General features: G+C 72.0%; 18 protein-coding genes and 1 tRNA gene. 5 read left to right on the top strand and 14 right to left on the bottom strand.

Annotated features, from left to right (window positions below):
* Nucleotides 1–4 precede the first annotated feature (4 nt).
* From OG429_RS27565 to OG429_RS27545, 5 genes are all read right to left on the bottom strand, one after another.
* On the bottom strand, nt 5–1,363 hold the full coding sequence (locus tag OG429_RS27565; RefSeq protein ID WP_328927930.1) for a hypothetical protein: 1,359 nt from the start codon (nt 1,361–1,363) through the stop codon (nt 5–7).
* A gap of 38 nt (nt 1,364–1,401) precedes the next feature.
* Nucleotides 1,402–3,345, bottom strand: a complete 1,944-nt coding sequence (locus OG429_RS27560; RefSeq protein ID WP_328927929.1) for an acyl-CoA dehydrogenase family protein — start codon at nt 3,343–3,345, stop codon at nt 1,402–1,404.
* A gap of 155 nt (nt 3,346–3,500) precedes the next feature.
* Nucleotides 3,501–4,946, bottom strand: coding sequence for an aldehyde dehydrogenase family protein (locus OG429_RS27555; protein WP_328927928.1), 1,446 nt, complete (start codon nt 4,944–4,946; stop codon nt 3,501–3,503).
* 183 nt (nt 4,947–5,129) lie between these two features.
* Entirely contained in the window at nt 5,130–6,710 is a 1,581-nt protein-coding gene (locus tag OG429_RS27550) for a PucR family transcriptional regulator (RefSeq protein WP_328927927.1), read from the bottom strand.
* A gap of 133 nt (nt 6,711–6,843) precedes the next feature.
* Nucleotides 6,844–8,970, bottom strand: a complete 2,127-nt coding sequence (locus tag OG429_RS27545) for an ATP-binding protein (protein ID WP_328927926.1) — start codon at nt 8,968–8,970, stop codon at nt 6,844–6,846.
* A gap of 236 nt (nt 8,971–9,206) precedes the next feature.
* Here OG429_RS27545 and gabT point away from each other — a divergent pair, with 236 nt between their 5' ends.
* Both gabT and OG429_RS27535 read left to right on the top strand, forming a co-directional pair.
* Nucleotides 9,207–10,541 carry a 4-aminobutyrate--2-oxoglutarate transaminase gene (gabT, locus tag OG429_RS27540; RefSeq protein WP_328927925.1) on the top strand — a complete coding sequence of 445 codons (1,335 nt, stop codon included), beginning with the start codon at nt 9,207–9,209 and terminating at the stop codon, nt 10,539–10,541.
* A 142-nt stretch (nt 10,542–10,683) separates the two neighbouring features.
* Nucleotides 10,684–11,481: a phosphatase PAP2 family protein gene (locus tag OG429_RS27535; RefSeq protein WP_328927924.1), complete on the top strand. Its 798-nt coding sequence runs from the start codon at nt 10,684–10,686 to the stop codon at nt 11,479–11,481.
* On the opposite strand, the gene OG429_RS27530 is transcribed toward OG429_RS27535, so the two are convergent.
* From OG429_RS27530 to OG429_RS27495, 8 genes are all read right to left on the bottom strand, one after another.
* Nucleotides 11,438–13,243: a chitinase gene (locus OG429_RS27530; RefSeq protein WP_328927923.1), complete on the bottom strand. Its 1,806-nt coding sequence runs from the start codon at nt 13,241–13,243 to the stop codon at nt 11,438–11,440. The genes OG429_RS27535 and OG429_RS27530 overlap by 44 nt on opposite strands.
* A gap of 123 nt (nt 13,244–13,366) precedes the next feature.
* Nucleotides 13,367–13,831, bottom strand: a complete 465-nt coding sequence (locus OG429_RS27525) for a hypothetical protein (RefSeq protein ID WP_405678283.1) — start codon at nt 13,829–13,831, stop codon at nt 13,367–13,369.
* A 155-nt stretch (nt 13,832–13,986) separates the two neighbouring features.
* Entirely contained in the window at nt 13,987–15,405 is a 1,419-nt protein-coding gene (locus OG429_RS27520; RefSeq protein ID WP_328927922.1) for an NAD(P)/FAD-dependent oxidoreductase, read from the bottom strand.
* A gap of 40 nt (nt 15,406–15,445) precedes the next feature.
* The gene (locus OG429_RS27515) at nt 15,446–16,252 is read right to left on the bottom strand and encodes an ABC transporter permease (RefSeq protein WP_328927921.1); all 807 of its coding nucleotides are present in this window, start codon (nt 16,250–16,252) and stop codon (nt 15,446–15,448) included.
* Nucleotides 16,252–17,190: an ABC transporter permease gene (locus OG429_RS27510; protein WP_328927920.1), complete on the bottom strand. Its 939-nt coding sequence runs from the start codon at nt 17,188–17,190 to the stop codon at nt 16,252–16,254. Before OG429_RS27510 ends, OG429_RS27515 begins: the two co-directional genes overlap by 1 nt.
* Complete coding sequence (locus tag OG429_RS27505) at nt 17,187–18,338, bottom strand: ABC transporter ATP-binding protein (protein WP_328927919.1); 1,152 nt, start codon at nt 18,336–18,338, stop codon at nt 17,187–17,189. The genes OG429_RS27510 and OG429_RS27505 overlap by 4 nt, the downstream gene beginning before the upstream one ends.
* 66 nt (nt 18,339–18,404) lie before the next feature.
* Complete coding sequence (locus OG429_RS27500; protein ID WP_328927918.1) at nt 18,405–19,655, bottom strand: polyamine ABC transporter substrate-binding protein; 1,251 nt, start codon at nt 19,653–19,655, stop codon at nt 18,405–18,407.
* A 48-nt stretch (nt 19,656–19,703) separates the two neighbouring features.
* The gene (locus OG429_RS27495) at nt 19,704–21,218 is read right to left on the bottom strand and encodes a gamma-aminobutyraldehyde dehydrogenase (RefSeq protein WP_328930444.1); all 1,515 of its coding nucleotides are present in this window, start codon (nt 21,216–21,218) and stop codon (nt 19,704–19,706) included.
* Between the two features lie 194 nt (nt 21,219–21,412).
* Between OG429_RS27495 and OG429_RS27490 the strand changes: the two genes are divergently transcribed.
* The 3 genes from OG429_RS27490 to OG429_RS27480 all read left to right on the top strand — a co-directional run bounded on the left by OG429_RS27490 (nt 21,413) and on the right by OG429_RS27480 (nt 24,253).
* Nucleotides 21,413–21,967, top strand: a complete 555-nt coding sequence (locus OG429_RS27490; protein WP_328927917.1) for an NADAR family protein — start codon at nt 21,413–21,415, stop codon at nt 21,965–21,967.
* A gap of 263 nt (nt 21,968–22,230) precedes the next feature.
* Nucleotides 22,231–22,292 (top strand) — tRNA-Ser (locus OG429_RS27485).
* A gap of 341 nt (nt 22,293–22,633) precedes the next feature.
* On the top strand, nt 22,634–24,253 hold the full coding sequence (locus OG429_RS27480) for a TROVE domain-containing protein (protein WP_328927916.1): 1,620 nt from the start codon (nt 22,634–22,636) through the stop codon (nt 24,251–24,253).
* Between the two features lie 20 nt (nt 24,254–24,273).
* Here the strand turns inward: OG429_RS27480 and OG429_RS27475 are convergent, their stop codons facing one another.
* Nucleotides 24,274–24,978 (bottom strand): DUF4190 domain-containing protein, encoded by a 705-nt coding sequence (locus tag OG429_RS27475; protein WP_328927915.1) that lies wholly within the window; start codon nt 24,976–24,978, stop codon nt 24,274–24,276.
* Nucleotides 24,979–24,993 lie beyond the last annotated feature (15 nt).

Genomic DNA, 24,993 nt, shown 5'->3' with positions numbered 1-24,993 from the left:
GAAGTCAGGAGCGGCCCGACACGGAGCCCCCTTCCGTGACCCGCAGGAGAAGGTGCGGGAGCGTTCCGGCGAAGTCCGGGAGGGTGACGGCGACCCGCCACCAGGCGTCCGGATCGGCGCCGATGGACACGGCGAACAGCCGGTCGGCCTCCGCCCGCGCGGCGAGCACCGGCTCGGCCCAGTCGTGGCGGTCGGGGTGGTGCACGTCCCCCAGCCAGTGGTCCTCGTCCAGCGCCCAGCAGGCGGGCGCCTTGTGCCGGATCACGTCCTCGCCGGTCAGCAGCCCGCGGGCCAGGCAGTCCCGCACCCACCGGATGTCCTCCTCGACGGAGTCCACGGGCACCGCGAGGCTCGCCAGAGCCAGTTCGCGGTCCACTCCCCCGACGGGCTCGGCGGCCCTCGGGGCCAGGGAGGCCACCGCCGCGGGGAGTCCGTCGACGGCCTGCGGGCCGGCTGACCCGTCCAGGGTGCCGCGGACGATCCGGGCCACGAGTACCGGCAGGGTGCCGCGGAAACCGGGGGCGTGGCGCAGCAGCTCCGCCCACAGCCGGGGATCGTCGCGCAGCGGGCGCAGCGCCCGGGCGACGGCCGTCCGCATCCCCGTCCGTTCGGGCAGGGACCAGCGCAGGCCGGTGTTCTCGGGGAGGTCCGCGAGCAGCAGGGTCCGGTGCGCGGGCGCCACGTGGGCGACGAGCTCGTCGAAGGTGAGCAGCCCCATGCGGACGGCGCGGACGGCGGGCCGGTGCCACTGGCGCCGTGACGTGTCCTGCCGGCCTGCGTCCAGCAGTGCCTGGCACGTCTCCCGGGGCAGTGCGCCGGCCAGCAGCAGGGCCTCGACGGCGCCGGGCGGCAGCGGGGCACGGGCGTGCTCGGCGAGCAGCGTCTGCGGGTGGAGGGGCTCGTGCGGCATCCGCAGCAAGGTGAGGGGGATCCGGGGCCGGCGGCCGTGGCGGCGCAGCAGCGCGATCAGCTCGCCGGGGGCGAACGGCCCGGGTCCGACCTGCCCCAGCAGCTCCGGCGAGGGCCCCGGCCGGGCCGCGTACCGCGCCGGCCCGGGCAGCCCGGGCAGGGGCCGTCCGACGACGTGGGGGTTGCGGGCGACGAACTGCCGGTCCGCCTCGTCGCCGTGGCGCAGCAGCAGGGTGACGGTCGAGGCCGACAGCCACTCGTCGCGGCACAGGTATTTGCGGGTCGGCGCGTCGAGCCGGCCGATCAGGTCGACGACGACGTGGTCCGGTGCGTGGCGCAGGAGGTGCGCCACGCACCAGGCCAGCCGTCGGCTGTTGCGGTCTTCCGCCGTCGGCATCGCTGGTTCCGCCTTGCCCGTGCTCGTACGCGTACGGGTACCGGTACGCGTACTCATCCTCGTACGTCTGTCCGACGTTCGGTGATGATCGCAGGTCAGCGGATGGGACGGTGCACGTTTTCCCGGGTGGAGGGACCGGGTGCGGCGTCCGCGATCCAGGGGCCGTCACCGGAGGGGTCGATGACGCCTTCCTCCAGCCAGGTGTAGGTGCCGGACAGGACGCCCTCGACGACCTTGCGGTCGATCTCGTCGGTGTTGGACCAGAGCCGGCCGAAGAGCTCCTCGACGCGGATCCGGGACTGCCGGCAGAAGACGTCGGCGAGCTGGTAGGCCTCGCGGCCGTGTTCCCCGTCGGCGCGCAGGTGCTCGGCGCGGACGCAGGCCGCGCTCATCGCGAAGAGCTCGGCGCCGATGTCGACGATCCGGCCGAGGAAGCCCTGTTTGGTCTCCATCCGGCCCTGCCATCGCGACATCGCGTAGAAGGTCGAGCGGGCGAGTTTGCGGGCACAGCGCTCCACATAGCGCAGGTGGGTGGCGAGGTCGGGGTGACCGCTCGGGTGGAAGGCCCGGTAGGTGCCGGGGACCTGGCCGGCGCCGGCGGCCAGCTGGGGCAGCCAGCGGGCGTAGAACCCGGCGGCGCGGGCGCCCGCCTTCGCCTTGTCGCCGAGTGCCTTGTCCGGGTCGATGAGGTCGCCCGCGACCGACAGGTGGGCGTCGACGGCCTCACGGGCGATCAGCAGGTGCATGATTTCGGTGGAGCCCTCGAAGATCCGGTTGATCCGCAGGTCGCGCAGCATCTGCTCGGCGGGCACGGCGCGCTCGCCGCGGGCGGCCAGGGACTCGGCCGTCTCGAAGCCGCGGCCGCCGCGGATCTGGACCAGCTCGTCGGCCATCAGGCAGGCCATCTCGGAGCCGAAGAGCTTGGCGAGGGCAGCCTCGATGCGGATGTCGTTGCGGTCCTCGTCGGCCATCTGGGAGGCCAGGTCGACCACCGCTTCGAGGGCGAAGGTGGTGGCGGCGATGAAGGAGATCTTGGCGCCCACGGCCTCGTGCCGCGCGACGGGCCGGCCCCACTGCTCGCGTACGCCGGACCACTCGCGGGCGATCTTCAGGCACCACTTCCCGGCGCCCACGCACATGGCGGGCAGCGACAGCCGGCCGGTGTTGAGGGTGGTGAGCGCGATCTTGAGGCCGGCCCCCTCGGCGCCGATGCGCTGGGCCGCCGGCACCTTGACCTGGTGGAAGCGCGTGACGCCGTTCTCCAGGCCGCGCAGGCCCATGAAGGCGTTGCGGTGCTCGACGGTGATCCCCGGGGAATCGGCCTCCACGACGAAGGCGGTGATCCCGCCGCGGTGGTTCTCGCTCTTGGGGACGCGGGCCATGACGACGAGGAGGTCGGCCACGACCCCGTTGGTGGTCCACAGCTTCACGCCGTCGAGGAGGTAGGCGTCCTCGCCGTCCGGGACCGCCGTGGTGGCCAGGCGCGCCGGGTCGGAGCCCACGTCCGGCTCGGTGAGCAGGAAGGCGCTGATGGCGGTGGTGGCGCAGCGCGGCAGGTAGGTGTCCTTCTGCTCCTGCGTACCGAAGATCTTCAGCGGCTGGGGGACGCCGATGGACTGGTGGGCGGAGAGCAGGGCGCCGATGGCCGGGCTGACGGAGCCGACGAGGGCGAGCGCCTTGTTGTAGTAGACCTGGGTGAGGCCGAGGCCGCCGTACTTGGGTTCGATCTTCATGCCGAGGGCGCCGAGCTCTTTCAGCCCGCGCACGGTCTCGTCGGGGATCTTCGCCTCGCGCTCGATGCGCGCACCGTCGATCTGCGTCTCGCAGAAGGCCCTCAGCCTGGCCAGGAAGGCCTCGCCGCGCCGGACGTCCTCGTCGGCGGGCAGCGGATGGGGGTGGATCAGGTCCAGCCGCAGCCGGCCGAGGAAGAGCTCCTTGGCGAAGCTGGGCTTGCGCCAGTCCTGCTCCCGGGCCGCTTCCGCGACCTGCCGTGCCTCGCGCTCGGTCACCTTGGGCTGTACGGGTTGTGTTGCGGACATGAGGGGGCTCACCTCGCCGCCGGAGTCGGGTGGTGCACCGGACTACCAGCCGGTGCTACCTGTGAGTCGTACCCCGTTCGCGCCCTCGGGAAAAGAGGAACGGCCGGAGCCCCCGCACAGTGGGCTCCGGCCGTCGGCTTTTTGGCCGTACGAGATCAGATGTCGAGGCCGGTCAGGACCAGGACTCGCTCGTACGTGTAGTCATCCATCGCGTAGCGGACACCCTCACGGCCCACACCGGACTGCTTGACGCCGCCGTACGGCATCTGGTCGGCGCGGTAGGACGGCGCGTCGCCGACGACCACGCCGCCGACCTCGAGCTCACGGTGGGCGCGGAACGCGGTCTGGATGTCGCGGGTGAAGACGCCGGTCTGCAGACCGAACTTCGAGTCGTTCACCGCGGCGAAGGCCTCGTCGGTGCCCTCGACCTTCTGCAGCGTCAGTACCGGTCCGAAGACCTCCTCGGTGGCGAGCTTCACGCCGGCCGGGACGTCCGCCAGGACGGTGGGCTCGTACGAGGCACCTTCGCGCTTGCCACCGGTGAGCAGCTTGGCTCCGCCGGACACGGCCTCGTCGACCCAGGACTCGACGCGCTTGGCGGCGTCCTCGGAGACGAGGGGGCCGACGTCGGTGGCGGAGTCGGACGGGTCACCGGTGACCTGCGCCTGGACCTTCGCGACGACCTTGTCGACGAGGGTGTCGTAGACGGAGGCATCGGCGATCACGCGCTGCACCGAGATGCAGGACTGGCCGGCCTGGTAGTTCGAGAAGGTCGCGATACGGGTCGCGGCCCAGTCGAGGTCGGCCTCGGAGGCCCAGTCGGCGAGGACGACGGCCGCGGCGTTGCCGCCGAGCTCCAGCGTGCAGTGCTTGTGCGGCACGGACTGCTGGATGGCGTAGCCGACGGTGTCGGAGCCGGTGAAGGAGATGACGGGGAGGCGCTCGTCCTTGACCAGGGCGGGCATCTTCTCGTTCGCGACCGGCAGGACCGACCAGGAGCCGGCCGGGAGGTCGGTCTCGGCGAGCAGCTCACCCAGGATCAGGCCGGACAGCGGCGTGGCCGGAGCGGGCTTGAGGATGATCGGCGCGCCGACGGCGATGGCCGGGGCCACCTTGTGGGCGCACAGGTTCAGCGGGAAGTTGAACGGCGCGATGCCGAGGACCGGGCCCTTGACGAAGCGGCGCGTCAGGGCGAGACGGCCGACGCCACCGGCGTCGGTGTCGAGGCGCTGGGCCTCTCCGCCGTTGAAGCGGCGGGCCTCTTCGGCGGCGAAACGGAACACGGACACCGCACGGCCGACCTCACCGCGGGCCCACTTGATCGGCTTGCCGTTCTCGGCGGAGATCAGCTGGGCGATCTCCTCCGTGCGCTCGGCGAGCCGCTTGGACACGTGGTCCAGGGCGGCGGCGCGCACGTGGGCGGGGCTCGCGGAGAACTCCGCCGTCACGGCGTGCGCCGCGGCCACGGCCTCTTCGACCTGGGCGTCGGTGGGCACGCTGACCGTGCCGACCAGCCGGCCGTCCCACGGGGAGTGGACGTCGAAGCTGTCCTCGCCGGTGGCCTGGCGGCCGGCGAGCCAGAAGGCGTGGGTGGAAGTCATGCGAATCCCGGCCCTTCGAATGTGTGCTGGGGCACCGCCCAGCGGTGGCTGGGGGCGGGTCGTTGTCCCCTCCACCGTAGGACCCGGCCGTGGATTCGGCGTTTAGCCGGGGTGTAGTACCTGCGGTCCGGGCCGCGCCGGTTTGTCACTGTCGCACCCGTGGGCCGCCTGCTGGGGCGGTGGCTACGACGGGGCCGGGGACGCCTTCAGGGCGAGCCACAGCTCCATGCGGACGTCCGGGTCGTCCAGGGAGCGGCCGAGGATCTCCTCGACCCGCTTCATCCGGTAGCGCAGGGTGTGCCGGTGCACGCCGAGGTCGGCGGCGGCCGCGTCCCACTGGCCGTGCCGGGAGAGCCAGGCCTGCAGCGAGGCCACCAGGTCGCCGCGACCCGTCTCGTCGTGCTCCCGAAGCGCGCGCAGCGTGCCGTCCGCGAAGGCGCGTACGGCGTCGTCGGCCAGCAGCGGCAGGACCGAGCCCGCCGCCATCTCCTCGTGCTCCACCAGCGGCCGTCCCCGACGCCGGGCCACGGCCATGGCCTGGTCGGCCTGTTTCAGGGCCGCCGCCACGGCACCCGGGCCGGCCGGCGCGGACAGGCCGACGACGAGTTCGTCCGGCTCCGGACCTGCGGCGTCCCGGCCGCGCCGCGCCTCCAGCGCCTCCGCGTGGTCCAGGCACGCCTGTACGGCCGAGCCCCCGTCGGCGGCCAGGACGACGAGCCGGCCCGGCTCCGGGACCACGAGCAGCGGCTCGCCGGTGCGGGCGGCCGCCGACTCCACGGTGTCGGCCAGCAGGGCCAGACCCTCGGGCTGCGCGGTGCCCGGCAGCGCCGGCTCGGCCGCGATCAGCCGGAACGGGGCCTCCAGCAGGGCCCCGTACAGGTCCCCGGCCACCGCCCGCGCGTGCTCCGCCTCCCCCGCCAGCAGCATCCGCAGCACCGCCGCCCCCAGCCGGGACTCGGCGTCGTGCAGCGAGCGCGAGCGCTCGGTGGTGAGGGTCAGGAGCGCGACCGCGGAGTGGACCGCGTACCGCTCGGCCGTGCCCAGCGGGGCCCCGGTGCCGACGGCGAGCGCGCCTCGCGCCCGCCGGCCCGTGCCCAGGGACTGCAGCTCGACCCGGTCCTCCGAGCCGCCGACCACGGCGCTCGCCGGCGCGGGCCGCTCCCGCAGCCGCTCCACGTCCGGGGTGAGCCGGGCGGCGCGCCGAGCGGCCCAGTCGGGGGCGGCCGCGACGACCGCGCCCGAGGTGTCGTACAGCGCGGCCCAGCCGTGCACGTGCGCGGCCAGCTTCGACAGCAGCTCGGCGGGCCCGTCGGCGGCGAGCGCGGCGCGCGTCAGCTCCCGCTGCGCCTCGAAGCCGGCGGTCACGGCCCGGTACTGGTCGGCCGCGAGTGCGGCGGAGACGGCCTTGCTGATGGCGAGGAACGGGGTCCGCCGCGGGACCTCCAGCAGCGGCATGTCCTCGCCGCGCGCCGCCTCGACCAGCGCCTCCGGGATCGCCTCGTAGTTCACGCCGACGGCGAAGCCGATGCCGACGACCCCGGCCGCGGCGAGGCGGCGTACGTAGCGGACCATCTCCTGCGGGTCCTCCGCGTCCAGCTTCATCGCGGTGATCAGGAGCAGTTCCCCGCCCTCCATGTAGGGCACGGGGTCGGCGAGCTCGCTGACGTGGGCCCAGCGCACGGGGGTGTCGAGGCGACCCTCCCCCGCCCGGACGCTGAGCTTGAGGGCCGAGTGCTGGACGAGCGAGGCGAGGGTGAGCGGCATCGGTTACCGGAGGCCTTAGCGGGAGGGGGCGGCGGAAGGGGAAGGACAGAAGGGCAGCAGGAGGAGCCGCGTCCACTTTTCGCCGTGTCGTACGAACGGCTCCCCTCGATTCTGCCACCTCGTACGGGTCCGTTCAGGCGGTTCCGCCGAGCCGGACCAGCAGCGGAGCCGCCCGCTCCCCCCGGACCGAGGTCAGCGACAGCACCGCGTACCCCGGCGGCACGTCGTGCGCCAGGTCCGAGGCGGACCACCGCTCCCGCTCCACCTGCCGCACGGTGACCGCGTCGGTGGTGACGGCCTTGCCGGTGACGAGCTTGCGGAAGGCGTGGATCGCCCGGGTCAGCGGCTGGTCGGCGAAGACGGTGCGGTGGGTGACGTCGCGCGTCTCCACCCATTCGGTGCCCCAGGTCTCGGCGAACCGCTTGCCGTCCCAGGTGGTGACCCCGGAGAAGGCCATCCGGCAGCCGACCGCACCGAGCAGCGGGGTCCGCAGCTCCTCCGGTACGTCGTCCAGCGAGCGCAGCGTGAGCAGGACTCCGGCGTTCGCCGAGCGCAGCCGCTGCACGCCCCGGACGGTCTGCGCGGTCAGGGTGTGCGAGGCGTCGTCGAAGGCGAGGAAGGCGAAGAGGGAGCGGTCGGCGCGGGCGGCCGCGGCGGCGTTGAACTGCGCGAGCAGCAGCCGGGCCAGCATCCGCGAGGCGTCGGCGTGTCCCCGCTCGGGCAGGTCGACGCGGACCCGGATCGGGTGTTCGAGGGTGCGCAGCGAGAACGGCCGGCCCTGGCCGGTGGTGTCGAAGAACCCGGCGAAGGCGGGCCGGTCGAGCAGGGCCACGCGGTCGGCGAGAGCCGGTCCGGGGTCCGCGGGAGCCCCGTGCTGCCGTTCCCGGGCGTCGAGTTCGCGGAGCATCGTGTGCAGGCCGGCGTCGGCCAGGTCCCGGCGCAGCTCGCCGAAGGCGTCCGGCATCTGGTCGAGCAGCTCGCGCAGTTCGGCCACGGCGGGGAAGCGCCCGTACGCCGCCCGGAAGGGCCCCAGCAGCTGGGCGAGGGCGGTCGCGGCCCGGCGCACCTCGATCCCCTGCACGTCTCCGACGAAGGCCTCGGCGAGCAGGGTGGCGGCCTCGTCGGGGTCCGTCGCGCCGCCGTAGAGGTCGAGGTCGTAGACGGAGTCGGGGTCGCCGACGCGGACCACGACGTCGTACGCGGCGTCCGGCCCGAGCCGGGCCCCGGCCGCGCCGACGGCGACGACGGCGGCCTGGCCGGCGAGCGCCTGCAGCGCGAGGGACTCGACGACGGGCCGCACCAGCCGGCCGGTCTTGCCGGATCCCGAGGGCCCGACGGCGAGCAGCGAGGTCCCGAGGACCTCGGGGTCGAGCGCGAGCGAGGTACCGCGGCGGGCGTACGGGTTGCGCCGGCCGTCCTCGACGGTGCCGAGCAGCACCTGCCGGGCCAGCAGGTCGTGCCGGGCGGCGCGCACGGGCAGGTCCCGCTCCCCGGACGGGTGTACGCAGGCCCCGGCGCCCTTGTCGCGCACGGCCTCGGCGAACGCCCGGAGCCGGGACGGGTCGGCGCACACGGACTCCCACGCCCGTCGGATCCGCGCGTAGTCCACGTCGTTCATCCGCCCGGCCCCGGCCTCCCCTTCGAGCCGTTCGGCCGCGTCCCCCAGCCCGGCACCCCGCAACTGCGGCCAGCGCGCGGGGTCGTCGGCGCCCCCCGCCTCGGGGCGGACCGGGGCGGCGGTCTGCAAGGCGTGCACGGCGCGGACGGCGCGGCTGGCGAGCAGCCTGCGGCCCAGCTCGGGCCAGCGGCCGAGGCGCCCGAAGCCGATGGTCAGGGTGGCGGCGACCAGGGCGTACCAGACGTACGAGGCCACGACGGACGGGAGCGTCCCCGCCCAGGAGTCGGGCGTGAACATGTAGAGGGGCCAGAGCCAGAACCCGCCGAGGTAGCCGTTCCACAGCAGGGACCACAGGAGCAGCCCGGCCAGCAGGGCGATCAGCGCTCCGCTGACCAGCTGGCGGGTGGGGGTCACCTCGGGTTCCTCGGCGGCCCGCGGCACGTGCCCGTAGGTCCAGACGCCCGGCCCGTCGGAGGCGCGCGGATGGCGCAGCCAGTCCTCCAGCGCCGGCCCGGCCGCCGGCGCGTGGGAGGGCTTCGGCGGGAGGCCCGGCAGGGCCGGCGGGTGCGCGGGGGGCCCGGCGGGTCGCGGTACACGACCCGAACGGGTCTCCTGACCGTCGTACGTGCCCTCGGTGTCCATGAACCCCTGCCCCCTGACCGTGCCGTGCGCTGCGGCGCTCAATCTAGTGCCCGGCCCGGGCGTTGGGGCCGTACACCGCCATGACCGGCGGGACACGTCCCGCATCCTTCCTATGGCCGTCACGGACAAGGACACGCGGGCACCACTCCCGAACGGAGCATGCAGTACCCCCACCCCCGGGCCTAGCCTGCGGACAAAGACACAAGTGCGTCCGAAAACACCCCCAGGAGCCCTCTATGACCGCTGTCCCGCAGGAGCGCCGCATCGTCACCGCGATCCCCGGCCCCAAGTCGCAGGAGCTGCAGGCCCGCCGCCTCGAGACGGTGGCCGGCGGCGTGGGCTCCGTGCTCCCCGTCTTCACGGCCCGTGCGGGCGGCGGCATCATCGAGGACGTCGACGGCAACCGCCTGATCGACTTCGGCTCCGGCATCGCCGTGACCTCGGTCGGCGCCTCCGCCGAGGCCGTCGTGCGCCGCGCCTCCGCGCAGCTCGCGAACTTCACGCACACCTGCTTCATGGTCACGCCGTACGAGGGCTACGTCGAGGTCTGCGAGGCCCTCGCCGAGCTGACCCCGGGTGACCACGCCAAGAAGTCGGCCCTGTTCAACTCCGGCGCCGAGGCCGTCGAGAACGCCGTCAAGATCGCCCGTGCGTACACCAAGCGCCAGGCCGTCGTCGTCTTCGACCACGGCTACCACGGCCGTACGAACCTCACGATGGCGCTGACCTCGAAGAACATGCCGTACAAGCAGGGCTTCGGCCCGTTCGCCCCCGAGGTCTACCGCGTCCCGGTCGCCTACGGCTACCGCTGGCCCACCGGCGCCGAGAACTGCGGTCCCGAGGCCGCCGCCCAGGCGATCGACCAGATCACCAAGCAGATCGGCGCCGACAACGTCGCCGCGATCATCATCGAGCCGGTCCTCGGCGAGGGCGGCTTCATCGAGCCGGCCAAGGGCTTCCTGCCCGCGCTCGTGAAGTTCGCCAACGACAACGGCATCGTCTTCGTCGCCGACGAGATCCAGTCCGGCTTCTGCCGCACCGGCCAGTGGTTCGCGTGTGAGGACGAGGGCATCGTCCCCGACCTGATCACCACCGCCAAGGGCATCGCGGGCGGTCTGCCGCTCGCCGCCGTGACCGGCCGCGCCGAGATCATGGACTCCGCCCACGCGGGCGGCCTGGGCGGCACCTACGGCGGCAACCCGGTGGCGTGCGCCGGTGCGCTCGGCTCCATCGAGACCATGAAGGAGCTCGACCTCAACGCCGCGGCGAAGAAGATCGAGTCCGTCATGAAGGCCCGCCTGACGGCCATGCAGGAGAAGTACGACATCATCGGCGACATCCGCGGCCGCGGCGCCATGATCGCGATCGAGCTCGTCAAGGACCCCGCGTCCAAGACCCCGTTCCCGGAGGCGGCCGCGTCGCTCGCCAAGGCCTGCCACGCCGAGGGCGTGATGGTCCTCACCTGTGGCACCTACGGCAACGTGCTCCGCTTCCTGCCGCCGATCGTCATCGGCGAGGACCTGCTGAACGAGGGCCTGGACATCATCGAGGCCGCTTTCGCGGGCATCTGATCGAACGGTTAGAACGTCCGAGCGCAGCGCTCGACCGCTACCGGCGGTAATCGTCGGGCGCTGTGAAGAACGTGTGGGGGGCCGATGGCGGGAGCGCGTTCCTGCTGTCGGTCCCCCTTTCGCTGCCGTACGGTTTCTGCAGATGAGTGAGACACCCCGCTCCCGGGAAACCGTGGGCGACACCAGTGCCGGGCTTCCCCAGCGCCGTACTGGGCATGCGTTCGCGCACACTCCTCACCGATCGGACGGCCGACCGCCCCAAACCCCCCGGGGCGTGCGGCGACCCGATCCGGGCGGCCGTCCCGGAACCATCCCCCCTGTTCCGGGACGGCCGGCCACTCTTTCCAAGGCCGCCGTCCAGGCAACGCTCTGCCTGACCGCCTTCGCCCTGATCACCTGGCAGGTCCTGGTGTCGGGGCCACTGCTGTCCCCGGACGCGCGCCTCAGCCGCGCCCTCGTCCGCAGCGTCCCCGACGCCGTCACCGAACGGCTCTCGGACCTCGGGAACGTCCCCGTCGCCCTGCCCGTGCTCCTCCTCGCCGTGGCGTACGCCGCCCGGCGCGGCAACCGGCGCGGCGCCGCGGCCGCGGCCCTGGCCATGGCCCTGGTCCCGGCCCTGGTCGTCCCGCTGAAGGAATGGACCGCCCGGCCCGGCCCGCTGGAGCCCTGGGCCGCCGGCTACTACCCCTCGGGCCACACCGCGACCGCGGCCGTCGCCTACCTCGGGGCGGCGCTGCTCGTCGCCCCGTACACCCGCCGGGCATGGCCGACGGCCGTCGCCCTCGTCCTGACGGGTGCGACGGCCGTGGGCCTGGTGCTGCGGGGCTGGCACTGGCCGCTGGACGTGCTGGCCAGTCTCCTCGTGTGCGCCCCGCTGCTGCTGGCGGTGGGGCGGGTCAGCCGGCCGCGCCCCCGAAGTACGCGTCGAAGTTCCGGCTGAACTCCCAGCCTCCGAAGCGGTCCCAGTTCACCGACCAGGTCATCAGGCCGCGCAGGCCCGGCCACGTGCCGTGGGTCTGGTACGCGCCGCAGCCGGCCTTCTTCGTCAGGCAGTCCAGGGCTTTGTTCACCTCGGCGGGCGGAGTGTGGCCGTTGCCCGCGTTCGTCGTGGCCGGCAGGCCGATGGCGACCTGGTCCGGGCGCAGCGGCGGGAAGACGCGGGCGGCGTCGCCGGCCACCGGGAAGCCGGTGAGCAGCATGTCGGTCATGGCGATGTGGAAGTCCGCGCCGCCCACGGAGTGGTACTGGTTGTCGAGACCCATGATCGAGCCCGAGTTGTAGTCCTGGACGTGGAGCAGGGTGAGGTCGTCGCGCAGGGCGTGGATGACCGGGAGGTACGCGCCCGCCCGCGGGTCCTGGCCTCCCCAGGGGCCCGAGCCGTAGTACTGGTAGCCCAGCTGGACGAAGAAGGTCTCCGGGGCCATCGTCAGGACGAAGTCGGGGCCGTACGTGGCCTTCAGGGTCTTCACGGCCGAGATCAGGTTGACGATTCCCGGGGTGGTGGGGGCGCGGAAGTCGGTGTCCCCGGTGGCGAGGGAGAGGGAGTGGCCCTCGAAGTCGATGTCGAGGCCGTCCAGGCCGTACTCGTCGATGATCGCGCTGACGGAGGAGACGAAGGTGTCGCGGGCGGCCGTGGTCGACAGCTGCACCTGGCCGTTCTGGCCGCCGATGGAGATCAGCACCTTCTTGCCCGCCGCCTGCTTGGCCTTGACGGCCGCCTTGAACTCGGCCGGGGATTCGACGTTCGGGCACTCGGCGGCCGGGCAGAGCCGGAAGCGGATGTCGCCCGAGGTCACCGAAGTCGGTTCGCCGAAGGCGAGGTTGATGACGTCCCAGGAGGCGGGCACGTCGGCCATCCGGAGGTAGCCCGAGCCGTTGGCGAAGCTCGCGTGCAGGTAGCCGACGAGCGCGTGCGCCGGGAGGCCGCCGCCTCCACCGCCGCCGCTCGTCGTGGTCACCGAGACGGGGGCGCTCTTGGGGGACTCGCCCGCCGAGTTCACCGCGCTGACCCGGAAGGTGTACGTGGTGGACGCGGCGAGTCCGGTGACCGTCACCGGGCCGGAGCTGACGGACAGGGGCGTCGCGCCGTCGCGGTGGACGGTGTACGAGGTGGCTCCGGGTACCGCCGGCCAGGACAGGGAGGCCGTGCTCGACGAGGTGGCGGAAGCCGTCAGGCCGGTGGGGGCGACGGGCGGCAGGACCGCGCCGCCCGGGTCGGGTCCGATCAGGGTGAGGTCGTCGGTGAGGTGGGCGGGCTGGCCGTACCAGCCGTGGGTGTAGACGGTGACGGAGGTCGTCGACGGGCCGGTGCGGAAACCGGTCGTCAGCTGCTTCCAGGCACCCGGGGTCTGCGTCCAGGCCGACACGTCGGTGGTGCCGGTGCCGCTCGCGCCGAGGTAGACGTAGGCGCCCTGCACCCAGGCGGCCAGCGTGTAGGCCGAGTCGGGCTTGACCGCGACGGTCTGGGAGCAGCGGGCGTTGTCCTGGCCGGCCGGGGTGGCCTTGAGGGCCGAGCCGCCGCCGTGCACGGGCGAGCTGACGGCGGCTCCGCTGCCGCCCGAGCAGCTCCAGCCGTCGAGGCCGGCTTCGAAGCCGCCGTTGCGTACGAGGTCGGCGTCGGCCGCCGCGGCCGGCGGGCCCGCGGCGAGGAAGCCGGCCGCCGCGAGGGCGGCGGCCGTGAGGAGGGACCAGGCTCTGCGCACAACTGCCTCCGGTACGTGGGGGGATGGAGGGGTTCTGGGGGCACCTCCCTGGGGGTCCCCCGGACGGAGTCTGGGGGAGGCGACCGAGGGAGGAGCCCAAGATGGTCCAGACCAATACCCTTGTCAAGACGTCCGGCCCTCCTCCGCCGCCACGCGCGCGGCCGCCTCGTGCATCGCGAGCTCCAGCACCACCGGGTCGGTGAGCATCCCCTGCCCGTCCGGGAGCACCAGCCAGCGCACCCCGCCCGTGGCCCGGCCGGGATACGGCACCACGATCCAGGTCCCGCGCCCGGCGCCCCGTACGCCCGTACCGACCCAGCGGGACGCCGTGCCCGGAGGCACGAAAAAGCCCAGCCGCGAGTCGCCGAAATCGGCGAGCACCGGGCCGGGCCGGGCGAGGAGCAGGGCCAGCACGTCGAGGGTGGCCTGCCCCAGCTCCCCGGGCAGGATCAGCACGTCCCAGCGCCGGCCGGCGGGCAGCAGGGCGACCCCGAGGGGGTTGCTCTCCCACCGCGCCCGGCAGGCTTCGGGATCCGGCGCCACCGATACCAGCCATTCCACTGCCGTCTTGGCCTCCGGGATCGCCATCGCCCGGCCTCCGTTCGTCTCGTGCCGGTGAAGGGTTCTCACCGGGAGAGAGCGGGGCCGGGCGGGTCTATGACGCGGATTCCGTTACTCCGACGTGGTGAAGCGGCTCACACGCCGGCGGGCGGGTGTGCGGCGGGGGCGTGCGCCTCGGCGGATCAGCTGTCGAAGCCGAGGCCGAAGCGGTCCAGCGTCCTGAGCCAGAGGTTGCGGTGCCCTCCCCGGCTGTCGGCGCGGGCGAGCGACCACTTGGTGAGGGTGATCCCGGTCCACGCGAAGGGCTCGGGCGGGAACGGCATCGGCTTGGACTTCACCATCTCCAGCCGGGTGCGCTCAGTGGAGACCCCGTCGAGGAGGTCCAGCATCACGTCCGCGCCGAAGCGGGTGGCGCCCACCCCGAGCCCGGTGTAGCCGGCCGCGTAGGCCACCTTCCCCGAGTGCGCGGTGCCGAAGAAGGCCGAGAAGCGCGAGCAGGTGTCGATCGCCCCGCCCCACGCGTGGCTGAAGCGGATCCCCTCCAGCTGCGGGAAGCAGGTGAAGAAGTGCTCCGCGAGCTTGAGGTAGGTCTCGGGGCGGTGGTCGTACTCGGAGTCGAGCTTCCCCCGGTACGGGTAGATCGCGTCGTAGCCGCCCCACAGGATCCGGTGGTCCTTGGTGATCCGGAAGTAGTGGAACTGGTTCGCGCTGTCGCCCAGACCCTGCCGGTTCTTCCAGCCGATGGAGGCGAGCTGCGCCTCGTCCAGCGGCTCGGTCATCAGGGCGTAGTCGTAGACCGGCACGGTGAACGGGCGGATGCGGCGGACGAGCGAGGGGAAGATGTTGGTGCCCAGGGCGACCCGGCGCGCGAGGATCGTCCCGTACGGGGTCTGCACGGTCATCCCCGGACCGGCCGAGGCCATCTTGAGGCCGCGGGTGTTCTCGTAGATCCGCACCCCGAGGTCGAGGCAGGCCTGCTTGAGGCCCCAGGCCAGCTTCGCCGGGTTGAGCATGGCGACGCCGTCACGGTCCCAGAGGCCCGCGAGGAAGGTCGGGGAGTCGACCTCGGCGCGCAGCGCGTCCCCCTCCAGCCACTCGGAGCCGCCCGCGAGGCCGAGGCGGCCGGCCTCCTCGTGGAGTTCCCGCAGCTCTTCGACCTGGTGGGGCTCGGTGGCCACGTCGATCTCGCCGGTGCGCTCGAAGTCGCAGTCGATGCCGTAGCGGGCGACCGCCTCCTCGATGGCGTCGAGGTTGCGGGCGCCCAGCTCCTCCAGCTTGGCGAGCTCCCCCGGCCAGCGGGCCATTCCGTTGCCGAGGCCGTGGGTGAGGGAGGCGGCGCAGAAGCCGCCGTTGCGGCCGGAGGCGGCCCAGCCCGCCTCCTTGCTCTCGATCAGGACGACGTCCCGTCCGGGGTCGCGCTCCTTGGCGATCAGCGCGGTCCACAGACCGCTGTAGCCGCCGCCGATGACCAGCAGGTCGCACCGCTCGTCGCTGGTCAGCGCCGGCTGCGCGGCGGGCTTGCCGGGGTCGTCCAGCCAGTACGAGACCGGCTTCGCTTCGGAAAGGGATTTCGCAACACTTCGCATGGCGACTGGGGCCATGGCTTCCAACTCCCTACGGAACTGATGACGTGCTTTCGAACTACTTCGGTTGTGCTTTCTTGCGGCGGTTGCCGACCATCTGGCCGGCGAGCACCACCAGCACCGCGATGACGAACATCGCCGTGCCGATGACGTTGATCTGCACAGGCGTACCGCGCTGGGCCGATCCCCACACGAACATGGGGAAGGTGACGGTGTTGCCCGAGTTGAAGTTGGTGATGATGAAGTCGTCGAACGAGAGCGCGAAGGAGAGCAGCGCGCCCGCCGCGATACCGGGTGCCGCGATCGGCAGGGTGACCCGTACGAAGGTCTGCACCGGGCCCGCGTAGAGGTCGCGGGCGGCCTCCTCCAGCCGCGGGTCCATGGACAGGACACGCGCCTTGACGGCGGCGACGACGAAGCTGAGGCAGAACATGATGTGGGCGATCAGGATCGTCCAGAAGCCCAGCTGGATGCCCATGTTGAGGAAGAGGGCGAGCAGTGAGGCCGCCATCACGATCTCGGGCATGGCCATGGGCAGGAAGATCAGCGAGTTGACCGCGCCGCGCGCCCGGAAGCGGTAGCGCACCATCGCGAAGGCGATGGCGGTGCCCAGCGCGGTCGCGGCGACGGTGGCCCACAGGGCGATCTGGAGGGAGAGCGAGAGGGAGCCGCACAGGTCGGCGACCCCGCAGGGGTCCTTCCACGCGTCGAGCGAGAACTCCTGCCAGGCGTAGTTGAACCGCCCGGTGGGGTTGTTGAAGGAGAAGACGGTCACGACCACGTTCGGCAGGATCATGTACGCGAGCGTGACGAGGCCCGCGATGACGACCAGATTGCGCCGGAGCCAGGCGATGGAGGTGCGCATCAGACCAGGTCCTCCGTCCCCGCTCGGCGGATGTAGATGGTGACCATGATCAACACGATGGCCATGAGGATGAACGACAGCGCGGCAGCCGTCGGGTAGTCGAGGATCCGCAGGTACTGCGACTGGATGACGTTGCCGATCATCCGGGTGTCCGTGGAGCCGAGCAGCTCGGCGTTCACGTAGTCGCCGCTCGCCGGGATGAAGGTGAGCAGGGTCCCGGAGACCACGCCCGGCATGGACAGCGGGAAGGTCACCTTGCGGAAGACCGTGGCGGGGCGGGCGTACAGGTCCCCGGCCGCCTCGTGGAGGCGGGTGTCGATGCGCTCCAGCGAGGAGTACAGCGGCAGGATCATGAAGGGGAGGAAGTTGTACGTGAGACCGCAGACGACCGCGAGCGGCGTGGCCAGCACCCGGTCCCCCTGGGTGATGCCGAGCCAGCTCGTGACGTCCAGGAAGCCGATCTTGTTGAGGACGGCGACGACCGGGCCGCTGTCGGCCAGGATCGTCTTCCAGGCGAGCGTGCGGATCAGGAAGCTGGTGAAGAACGGCGCGATGACGAGCACGAGCAGCAGGTTGCGCCAGCGGCCCGCCCTGAAGGCGATCAGGTAGGCCAGCGGGTACCCGAGCAGCAGGCACAGCACGGTGGCGGTGCCGGCGTACAGCAGGGAGCGCAGGAACTGCGGCAGGTACTCGGTGAAGGCGTCCCAGTAGGTCTGGAAGTGCCAGGTGACCTCGAAGCCCTCTTCGAGGGAGCCGGTCTGCACCGAGGTGGAGGCCTGGTAGACCATCGGCAGCACGAAGAAGACCAGCAGCCACAGGATGCCGGGGAGCAGCAGCCAGTACGGGACCAGCCGCTTGCGTACCGACGGCTTGTGCACCGGGGGTCCGGCGGGGGCGGGCGCCTGGGGCGGCGCTGCTTCTACAGCGGGGCCGGTCACGCGATCTCCTCGACCGTCTCGATGCCCGCGTCGATGTCCTGGGCGGCATCCAGGCCGAAGGTGTGCTCCGGGTTCCAGTGCAGGACCACCTCGGCGCCCGGCACCAGGCGGGCGTCCCGCTCGATGTTCTGGACGTACACCTCCAGCTCGGGGCAGACCTGGCTGTCGATGACGAACTGGGTGGAGACGCCGATGAAGGGGGAGGCCGCGATCCGGCCGGGCACCTTGTTGCGGCCGGCCGCGATGGTGTCCTCCTCGTCGGCGTGGACCACGGATATCTTCTCCGGGCGTACCCCGACCAGCAGCTTTCCGCCCGCCTTGGGGGTGGTCGAGCAGCGGGCCCCGGGCAGCCGCAGCTTCGTCCCGGCCGAGCTGACCACGACGTCGGCGCCGCCCGCCTCCAGGACCTCGGCTTCGATGAGGTTCGAGGTGCCGAGGAAGTTGGCGACGAACGTGGTGCCCGGGTTCTCGTACAGCTCGGCGGGCGCGCCCAGCTGCTCGACGCGGCCGCCGTTCATCACGGCGACCGTGTCGGCCATGGTCATGGCCTCTTCCTGGTCGTGCGTGACGTGCACGAAGGTGATGCCCACCTCGGTCTGGATGCGCTTGAGCTCCAGCTGCATCTGGCGGCGCAGCTTGAGGTCGAGGGCGCCGAGCGGCTCGTCGAGGAGGAGCACCTGGGGGTGGTTGATCAGGGCACGGGCGACCGCGACCCGCTGCTGCTGCCCGCCGGAGAGCTGGTGCGGCTTGCGCTGGGCGAACTGGCCGAGCTGGACCAGCTCCAGCATCTCGTCGACCTGCTTCTTGACCGACTTTATGCCGCGGCGGCGCAGGCCGAAGGCCACGTTCTCGTAGATGTTCAGGTGCGGGAAGAGGGCGTAGCTCTGGAAGACCGTGTTGACCGGCCGCTTGTACGGCGGCAGGTGGGTGACCGCCCGGTCGCCGAGGTGGACCGTGCCGGTGGAGGGCTCCTCCAGGCCGGCGATCATGCGCAGGGTGGTGGTCTTCCCGCAGCCGGACGCGCCGAGCAGGGCGAAGAAGGAGCCCTGGGGAATGGTGAGATCCAGCGGGTGCACGGCGGTGAAGGTGCCGTAGTGCTTGCTGATCCCGGCGAGGCGGACGTCGCCGCCCGCGGTCTTGTCAGTCATGGATGGGTCCCGGGGTTGGGTGGGGCGAAGAGGTCAAGGGAGGGGTTCGCGGCGAGGCGGGTACCGCTACGCGCCGATCAGCTTGGCGAACTTCTCTTCGTACGCCGTCTCTTCCTCGCTGCTGAGCGAGCGGAAGGAGTGTGCCTTCGCGGCCATCGCCTTGTCCGGCACGATCAGCGGGTTGTCCGCGAGGGCGGGATCGATCTTGGCCAGCTCGTCCTTGACGCCCTCGACCGGGCAGACGTAGCTGATGAAGGCGGCCAGCTGGGCGGCGACCTCAGGTTCGTAGTAGAAGTCGATGAGCTTCTCGGCGTTGGCCTTGTGCCGGGCGTGGGCGGGGACCAGCAGGTTGTCGCTGGAGGTGATGTAGCCGGGTGCCGGGATCGCGTACTGGATGTCCGGGTTGCCGGCCTGGAGCTGGATGACGTCGCCCGCCCAGGCGAGGCAGGCGGCCAGGTCGCCCTTGTCGAGGTCGGCGGTGTAGTCGTTGCCGGTGAAGCGGCGTATCTGCTTGGTGTCCACGCCCTTCTGGAGCCGGCCGATCGCCCCGTCGAAGTCCGCGGTGGTGAAGTTCGCCGGATCCTTGCCCTGGTCGAGCAGGGTCATGCCGACGCTGTCGCGCATCTCGGTGAGGAAGCCGACCCGGCCCTTGAGGGTGGGGTCGTCGAGCAGCTGGGTGACGGAGTCGACCTTCTTCCCGTCGGTGGCCTTGGTGTTGTAGGCGATGACGGTGTCGATGCCGGTCCACGGGTAGCTGTACGAACGGCCCGGGTCCCAGTCGGGGGTGCGGAACTGCGGGATCAGGTTCGCGTAGGCGTGCGGGAGGTGCGAGGGGTCCAGCTTCTGCGCCCAGCCGAGGCGGATGATGCGGGAGGCGAGCCAGTCGGTGACGACGATCAGGTCGCGGCCGGTGTCCTGGCCTGCGGCGAGCTGCGGGCGGATCTTGCCGAAGAACTCGACGTTGTCGTTGATGTCCTCGGTGTACTTGACCTTGATCCCGGTCCGCTTGGTGAACTCCTCCAGGGTGGGACGGCTCTTCTCGTCCTCGCTGGTGTCCATGTACTCGGTCCAGTTGGAGAAGTTGATCTCCTTCTCCTGGGCCGAGTGGTCGTCGGAGGCCGCCGCCGCGTCACCCGCGCGCTTGGCGGGCGGGATGCCGCACGCGGCGAGGGTGGACAGGCCGCCGAGGGTGAGCGCTCCGACTCCGGAGGCGCGCAGCAGCGAGCGGCGGGTGAGGGCGCCGCGCCCGCTGGTGAGGCTGCGCCGCATCGCGGCGAGTTGCGCCGCCGAGAGGCGGTCGGGCTCGAACTGCTCCATGCGCGTTGCCCTTTCGGGATGTTGGGCCGCTGGTCAGGCGGAGGTTTCCTATCGGTCCCCGAAGATCGTGCGGTGCCAGTCCTTCGCGGCAACCGCGGTGTTGTCGTACATCACGTGCTTGACCTGCGTGTACTCCTCGAAGGAGTAGGCACTCATGTCCTTTCCGAAGCCACTCGCCTTGTAGCCGCCGTGGGGCATCTCGCTGATGATCGGAATGTGGTCGTTGACCCAGACGCAGCCCGCCTTGATCTCGCGGGTGGCCCGGTTGGCCCGGTAGAGGTTCCGGCTCCAGGCGGAGGCGGCGAGGCCGTAGGGGGTGTCGTTGGCGAGCGCGATGCCCTCGTCGTCGGTGTCGAAGGGCAGGACGACCAGGACCGGGCCGAAGATCTCGGACTGGACGACCTCGCTGTCCTGGGCGGCGCCGGTGATGAGGGTGGGCCGGTAGTACGCGCCTTCGGCGAGCTCACCTCCCGGGACCTCGCCGCCGGTGACGACGGTGGCGTACGAGCGGGCGCGCTCGACGAAGCCGGCGACCCGGTCGCGCTGGGCGTGGGAGACCAGCGGGCCGAGGTCGGTGGTGGCCGCGAAGGGGTCGCCGAGGCGGACGGTCTCCATCAGCTCCGCGACGCGGGCGACGAAGGCGTCGTGCAGGGGGCGCTGGACGTACGCGCGGGTGGCGGCGGTGCAGTCCTGGCCGGTGTTGATGAGGGAGGCGGCGACGGCGCCGTGCGCGGCGGCCTCCAGGTCGGCGTCGTCGAAGACGAGGAAGGGGGCCTTGCCGCCGAGCTCCAGGTGGAGCCGCTTGACGGTGGCGGTGGCGATCTCGGCGACCCGCTTGCCGACGGCCGTCGAGCCGGTGAAGGAGGTCATGACCACGTCGGGGTGGCCGACCAGGTGCTCCCCGGCCTCACGGCCGGCGCCCGTGACGATGTTGATCACGCCGTCGGGCAGCCCCGCGTCCTTGGCCGCCTGCGCGAACATCAGCGAGGTCAGCGGGGTGAGCTCGGCGGGCTTGAGGACGATGGTGTTGCCCGCCGCGATCGCCGGGAGGATCTTCCAGGCGGCCATCTGGAGCGGATAGTTCCAGGGCGCGACGGAGCCGACGACGCCGATGGCCTCGCGGCGTACGTACGAGGTGTGGTCCCCTGAGTACTCGCCGGCCGCCTGCCCCTGGAGGTGGCGGGCGGCACCCGCGAAGAAGGCCGTGTTGTCGATGGTCCCCGGCACGTCGAACTCCGTGGACAGCTTGACCGGCTTCCCGCACTGGAGGGACTCCGCGTACGCGAAGTCCTCCGCCTGCTCGGCCAGTACGGCGGCCAGCCGGTGCAGGGCGTCCGAACGCTCCCCGGGAGTGGCGCCGGACCATGCCGGGAAAGCCCTCTTGGCGGCGGCGACGGCCTCGTCGACGTCGGCGGTGCTCGCCAGTTCGTAGGTGAGGACCTCGTCGCCGGTGGCGGGATCGACCACCGTGTGTGACTGACCGGAGGTGCCGGACCTGAGTCGCCCGTCGATGTACTGCGCGCCGTCCGCGAAGCGGTCCTTGACCTGGAAGCGGTTGCCCATCACGCTCTCACGCTCTCCGTAGCTACAGTTCGAGCTACAGCTCGAATTGAGTGCCGATCCTGACAGAGGACATCCCCTCGGCCAAGTGATTCCGTTGTTGCCTTTTGATTACGCGACGGAATCGGTCGACCATGTGTCGAGGCACACCCGAAATCCCGTACGAAGTGTCAGTGGCGACTGTCAGACTCGCGTGCATGGAAATGATCGACAAGCTGATCAAGCAGGTCAGCCACGGTGAGCGGGTGAAGTTCCTGCCGTTCTGGGGGCACCGCCCGCGGCCCGACGGGACGCTCGGGCCGAGCTGCCTCAGCCAGTGGTGGCCGTCCGCCTTCACTGTGGGTGATGTCCGATATGCCACGGCTGAGCACTGGATGATGGCCGGGAAGGCCCGCCTGTTCCAGGACGCGGAGGCCGAGCGCGCCGCGCTCGAGGCGGCCACTCCGGCCGAGGCGAAGAAGGCCGGGCGGCTCGTGCGCGGCTTCGACGACGCGATCTGGGAGCGGGAGCGGTTCGCGCTCGTGGTGGAGGGCAGCGTGCACAAGTTCGCCTCCGACCCGGCGCTGCGCTCGTACCTGCTGTCCACCGGGAACCGGGTGCTGGTGGAGGCCAGCCCGATGGACCGGATCTGGGGCATCGGGCTGCCGGCCGACGACGAGCGCGCCCTGGACCCGGCCCGCTGGCGCGGCTTGAACCTGCTGGGCTTCGCCCTGATGGAGGCCCGGGACCGGCTGCGCGCGGACGGCGCGTGACGGAGCGGCGCGTGACGGAGCGGCGGCGGGTGGCAGCCGTGATCATCCGGGACGGCTGCGTACTCATGGTGCGCGAGCGCGGGCGGGGCCCACGGGTCGGCACGCCCGCGGATGGTCGGGCTCATCCGGGTCCCGCTGTCGCGCGGGGGCGCCGACGGCGAGGTCATGGTGCCGACGCCGCTGATGGCGGCCACGGTCCGACCGGGAGGTAATTGCGTGGCGGCGGCCGGACCCGGCGCCTAACGTGATCCTTGTCCAGGTGCGCAGGTGAGACCTACTTCCACTGTTAATGGGGCGGTCGCGGGTTCGAGTCCCGTCACCGGCGTCAAGCCGGTGTAGCTCAGTCGGCAGAGCACCACGTGGTTTCGCCGACCTTGTTCTCTGGACACCTACGTCACGCACCTCCCGGTGCGCAGGCAGCGGCTCCTTCTTTTGCAAAGACACCAGGCCGCCGCCACCTTGATCTCGGGAGGCCGTACGTGGGGGATGCCCGGTGCGCAGGCAGCGGTTACTTCCGGATCAACGGGTCGCGGGTTCGAATCCCGCCCGGCCACGGCCGGTAGCTCAGCTTGGCAGAGCAGTCGACACAGTCCGTCGCCGACTTCGATCTCGGGCATCCCTCACGTCACGCCTCCCCCGCGTCCTTTGAATTCGGGGGAATTCACCATGGCTCGTTTCAACCTGCGCTCGTCCGCGTCCACGTCCGCGCCCGCGTCCGCCTCTCGGCCGGCTTCGCCCGTGCGCTCGACCCGCCGCACCCGCACCCACGAGGGCGGACCGGGTCACGAACGCGATGCGCGCTCCGAGCTGTTCCTGCTCGCCGTCGCCAACTTCGTGACGCAGCAGACCTCCTACGAGAGCGGCGAAGACCGCGACGACCGCTTCGGCGCCCTCGTGCGGCGGCTCGCGGTCGACGACCCCGCGTGGACCGCCGGCCTGCTGGGCTGGCTCCGCGGGGACGCGAACATGCGGACCGCCTCACTCGTCGGCGCCGCCGAGTACGTCCGGGCCCGGCTCGACGCCGGCGCCACCGACGGGCCTTCGAACCGGCAGGTCGTGGACTCCGTGCTGCGGCGCGCGGACGAGCCCGGTGAGCTGCTGGCCTACTGGACGGCGACGTACGGGCGCAACGTGCCCAAGCCCGTCAAGCGCGGCATCGCCGACGCCGTACGCAGGCTCTACTCCGGCACCTCGCTGCTGAAGTACGACACCGACTCGAAGGGCTACCGGTTCGGTGACGTCCTCAACCTCGTGCACGCCTCCCCCGACCCGGCCAAGGCCTGGCAGGGCGAGCTGTTCCGCTACGCCCTCGACCGCAGGCACCACCCGGAGAGCGCGGAGGTCCCGGCGGGCAACCGCACCCTGGCGGCCCACCGGGCCCTGATGGCGCTGCCGGTCTCCGAGCGGCGCGGTGTGGTGCTCGCCCCGGACGGCGCCGAGCGGCTCGCGGAGGCGGGCATGACCTGGGAGGCGCTGGCCGGCTGGCTGCAGGGGCCCATGGACGCGGCCGCCTGGGAGGCGGTCATCCCGTCGATGGGTGCGATGGCCCTGCTGCGCAACCTGCGCAACTTCGACCAGGCCGGAGTCTCGGACGAGGTGGCCGAGCAGGTGGGGCTGAGGATCTGCGACCCGGAGGCCGTGGCCCGGGCGCGGCAGTTCCCCTTCCGCTACCTGGCGGCCTACCAGCACGCGCCCTCGCTGCGCTGGGCGTACCCGCTGGAGCGGGCGCTCGGCCACTCGCTGGGCAACGTACCGGCGCTGCCCGGGCGGACGCTGGTCCTCGTCGACCGGTCCGGGTCGATGTGGTCCTCGCTGTCGGACCGCTCCAAGCTCAACCGGGCGGACGCGGCGGCCGTGTTCGGGGCGGCGCTGGCGCTGCGGGCCGAGGACGCGGACCTGGTGCAGTTCGGCTCGACCAGTCAGGTGGTCCCGTACAGCCGGGGCGAATCCGTACTGAAGGTGCTGGAGCGGTTCGGGAACCTCGGCGGCACCTACACGGCGCAGGCCGTGCGGGAGCACTACCGCGGCCACGACCGGGTGCTGATCATCACCGACGAGCAGGCAGCCTCCTACGGCTACGGCGGTGACCCGACGGCCCAGGTGCCGCCGACGGTGCCGGTGTACACCTGGAACCTGGCGGGCTACCGCGTGGGCCACGCGCCGTCCGGCTCCGCGAACCGGCACACCTTCGGCGGGCTCACCGACGCGGCCTTCCGCATGGTGTCCCTGATCGAGGGCGGCCGGGACGCCGACTGGCCGTGGGCGGCGGCTTCGGCCTCAGCCTGAGCCCCGGCTCAGGCCGAGGCTCATATCTTCTCGCGCACCCGCGAGTTGGAGTACGGGCTGTCGTAGTCGGAGTCCCAGTCCCTGTCCATGACCGGGGCGAACATGGCGAGGAGCATCAGGGCGCCCAGCACGATGCCTATCGCGCCGAGGATGATGCCGGCCAGCGCCATCCCGCCGTTGTCAGCCTCGCCGCGGGTCGCCTTGCCCTTGCCCAGGGCGCCGAAGACGACGGCTCCGATCCCGAGCGCGATCGCGATGAAGCTGGTGATGCAGCCGACGACCGAGATGATGCCGAGGACGAGGGCGGTGACGCCGAAGCCGTTGTTCTTCGGCGCCGCGTACAACGGGTATCCGGCGTTGCCCGGGTAGCCGGGGTATCCCGGATACCCGGGGTATCCCGCGTCGCCGGGGTACCCGTAGCCCGGCACGGCGGTCGGCGTCAGGGGCGGGGTCGGGGTCGGGGTCGGCGAAGCCATGGGCGTGGGCACGGGCGTCGGATACCCGTATCCGCTCGCGTCCGGCTGGGCCGGATAGCCGTACGCGGGCGGCTGCACGGGTGCGGGCGCCGGAGCGGGCTGCGACGGATGCGCCCCCGGCATCCCGGCGACCGTGTGCTGGTCGTGCACGGACGGCGGTCCGGGCGTGCCCCGCTGCTTACCGAGGTCCACCACCGGCCGCTCCGGCGGCGCCCACGGGTCCCTCGCCTCAGGGCTCTGGTCGGTCATGCGGCGCCCCCCTCT

The organism is Streptomyces sp. NBC_00190, assembly GCF_036203305.1.
Lineage (GTDB): Bacteria > Actinomycetota > Actinomycetes > Streptomycetales > Streptomycetaceae > Streptomyces.
This window is presented reverse-complemented; position numbering and strand designations above follow the sequence as displayed.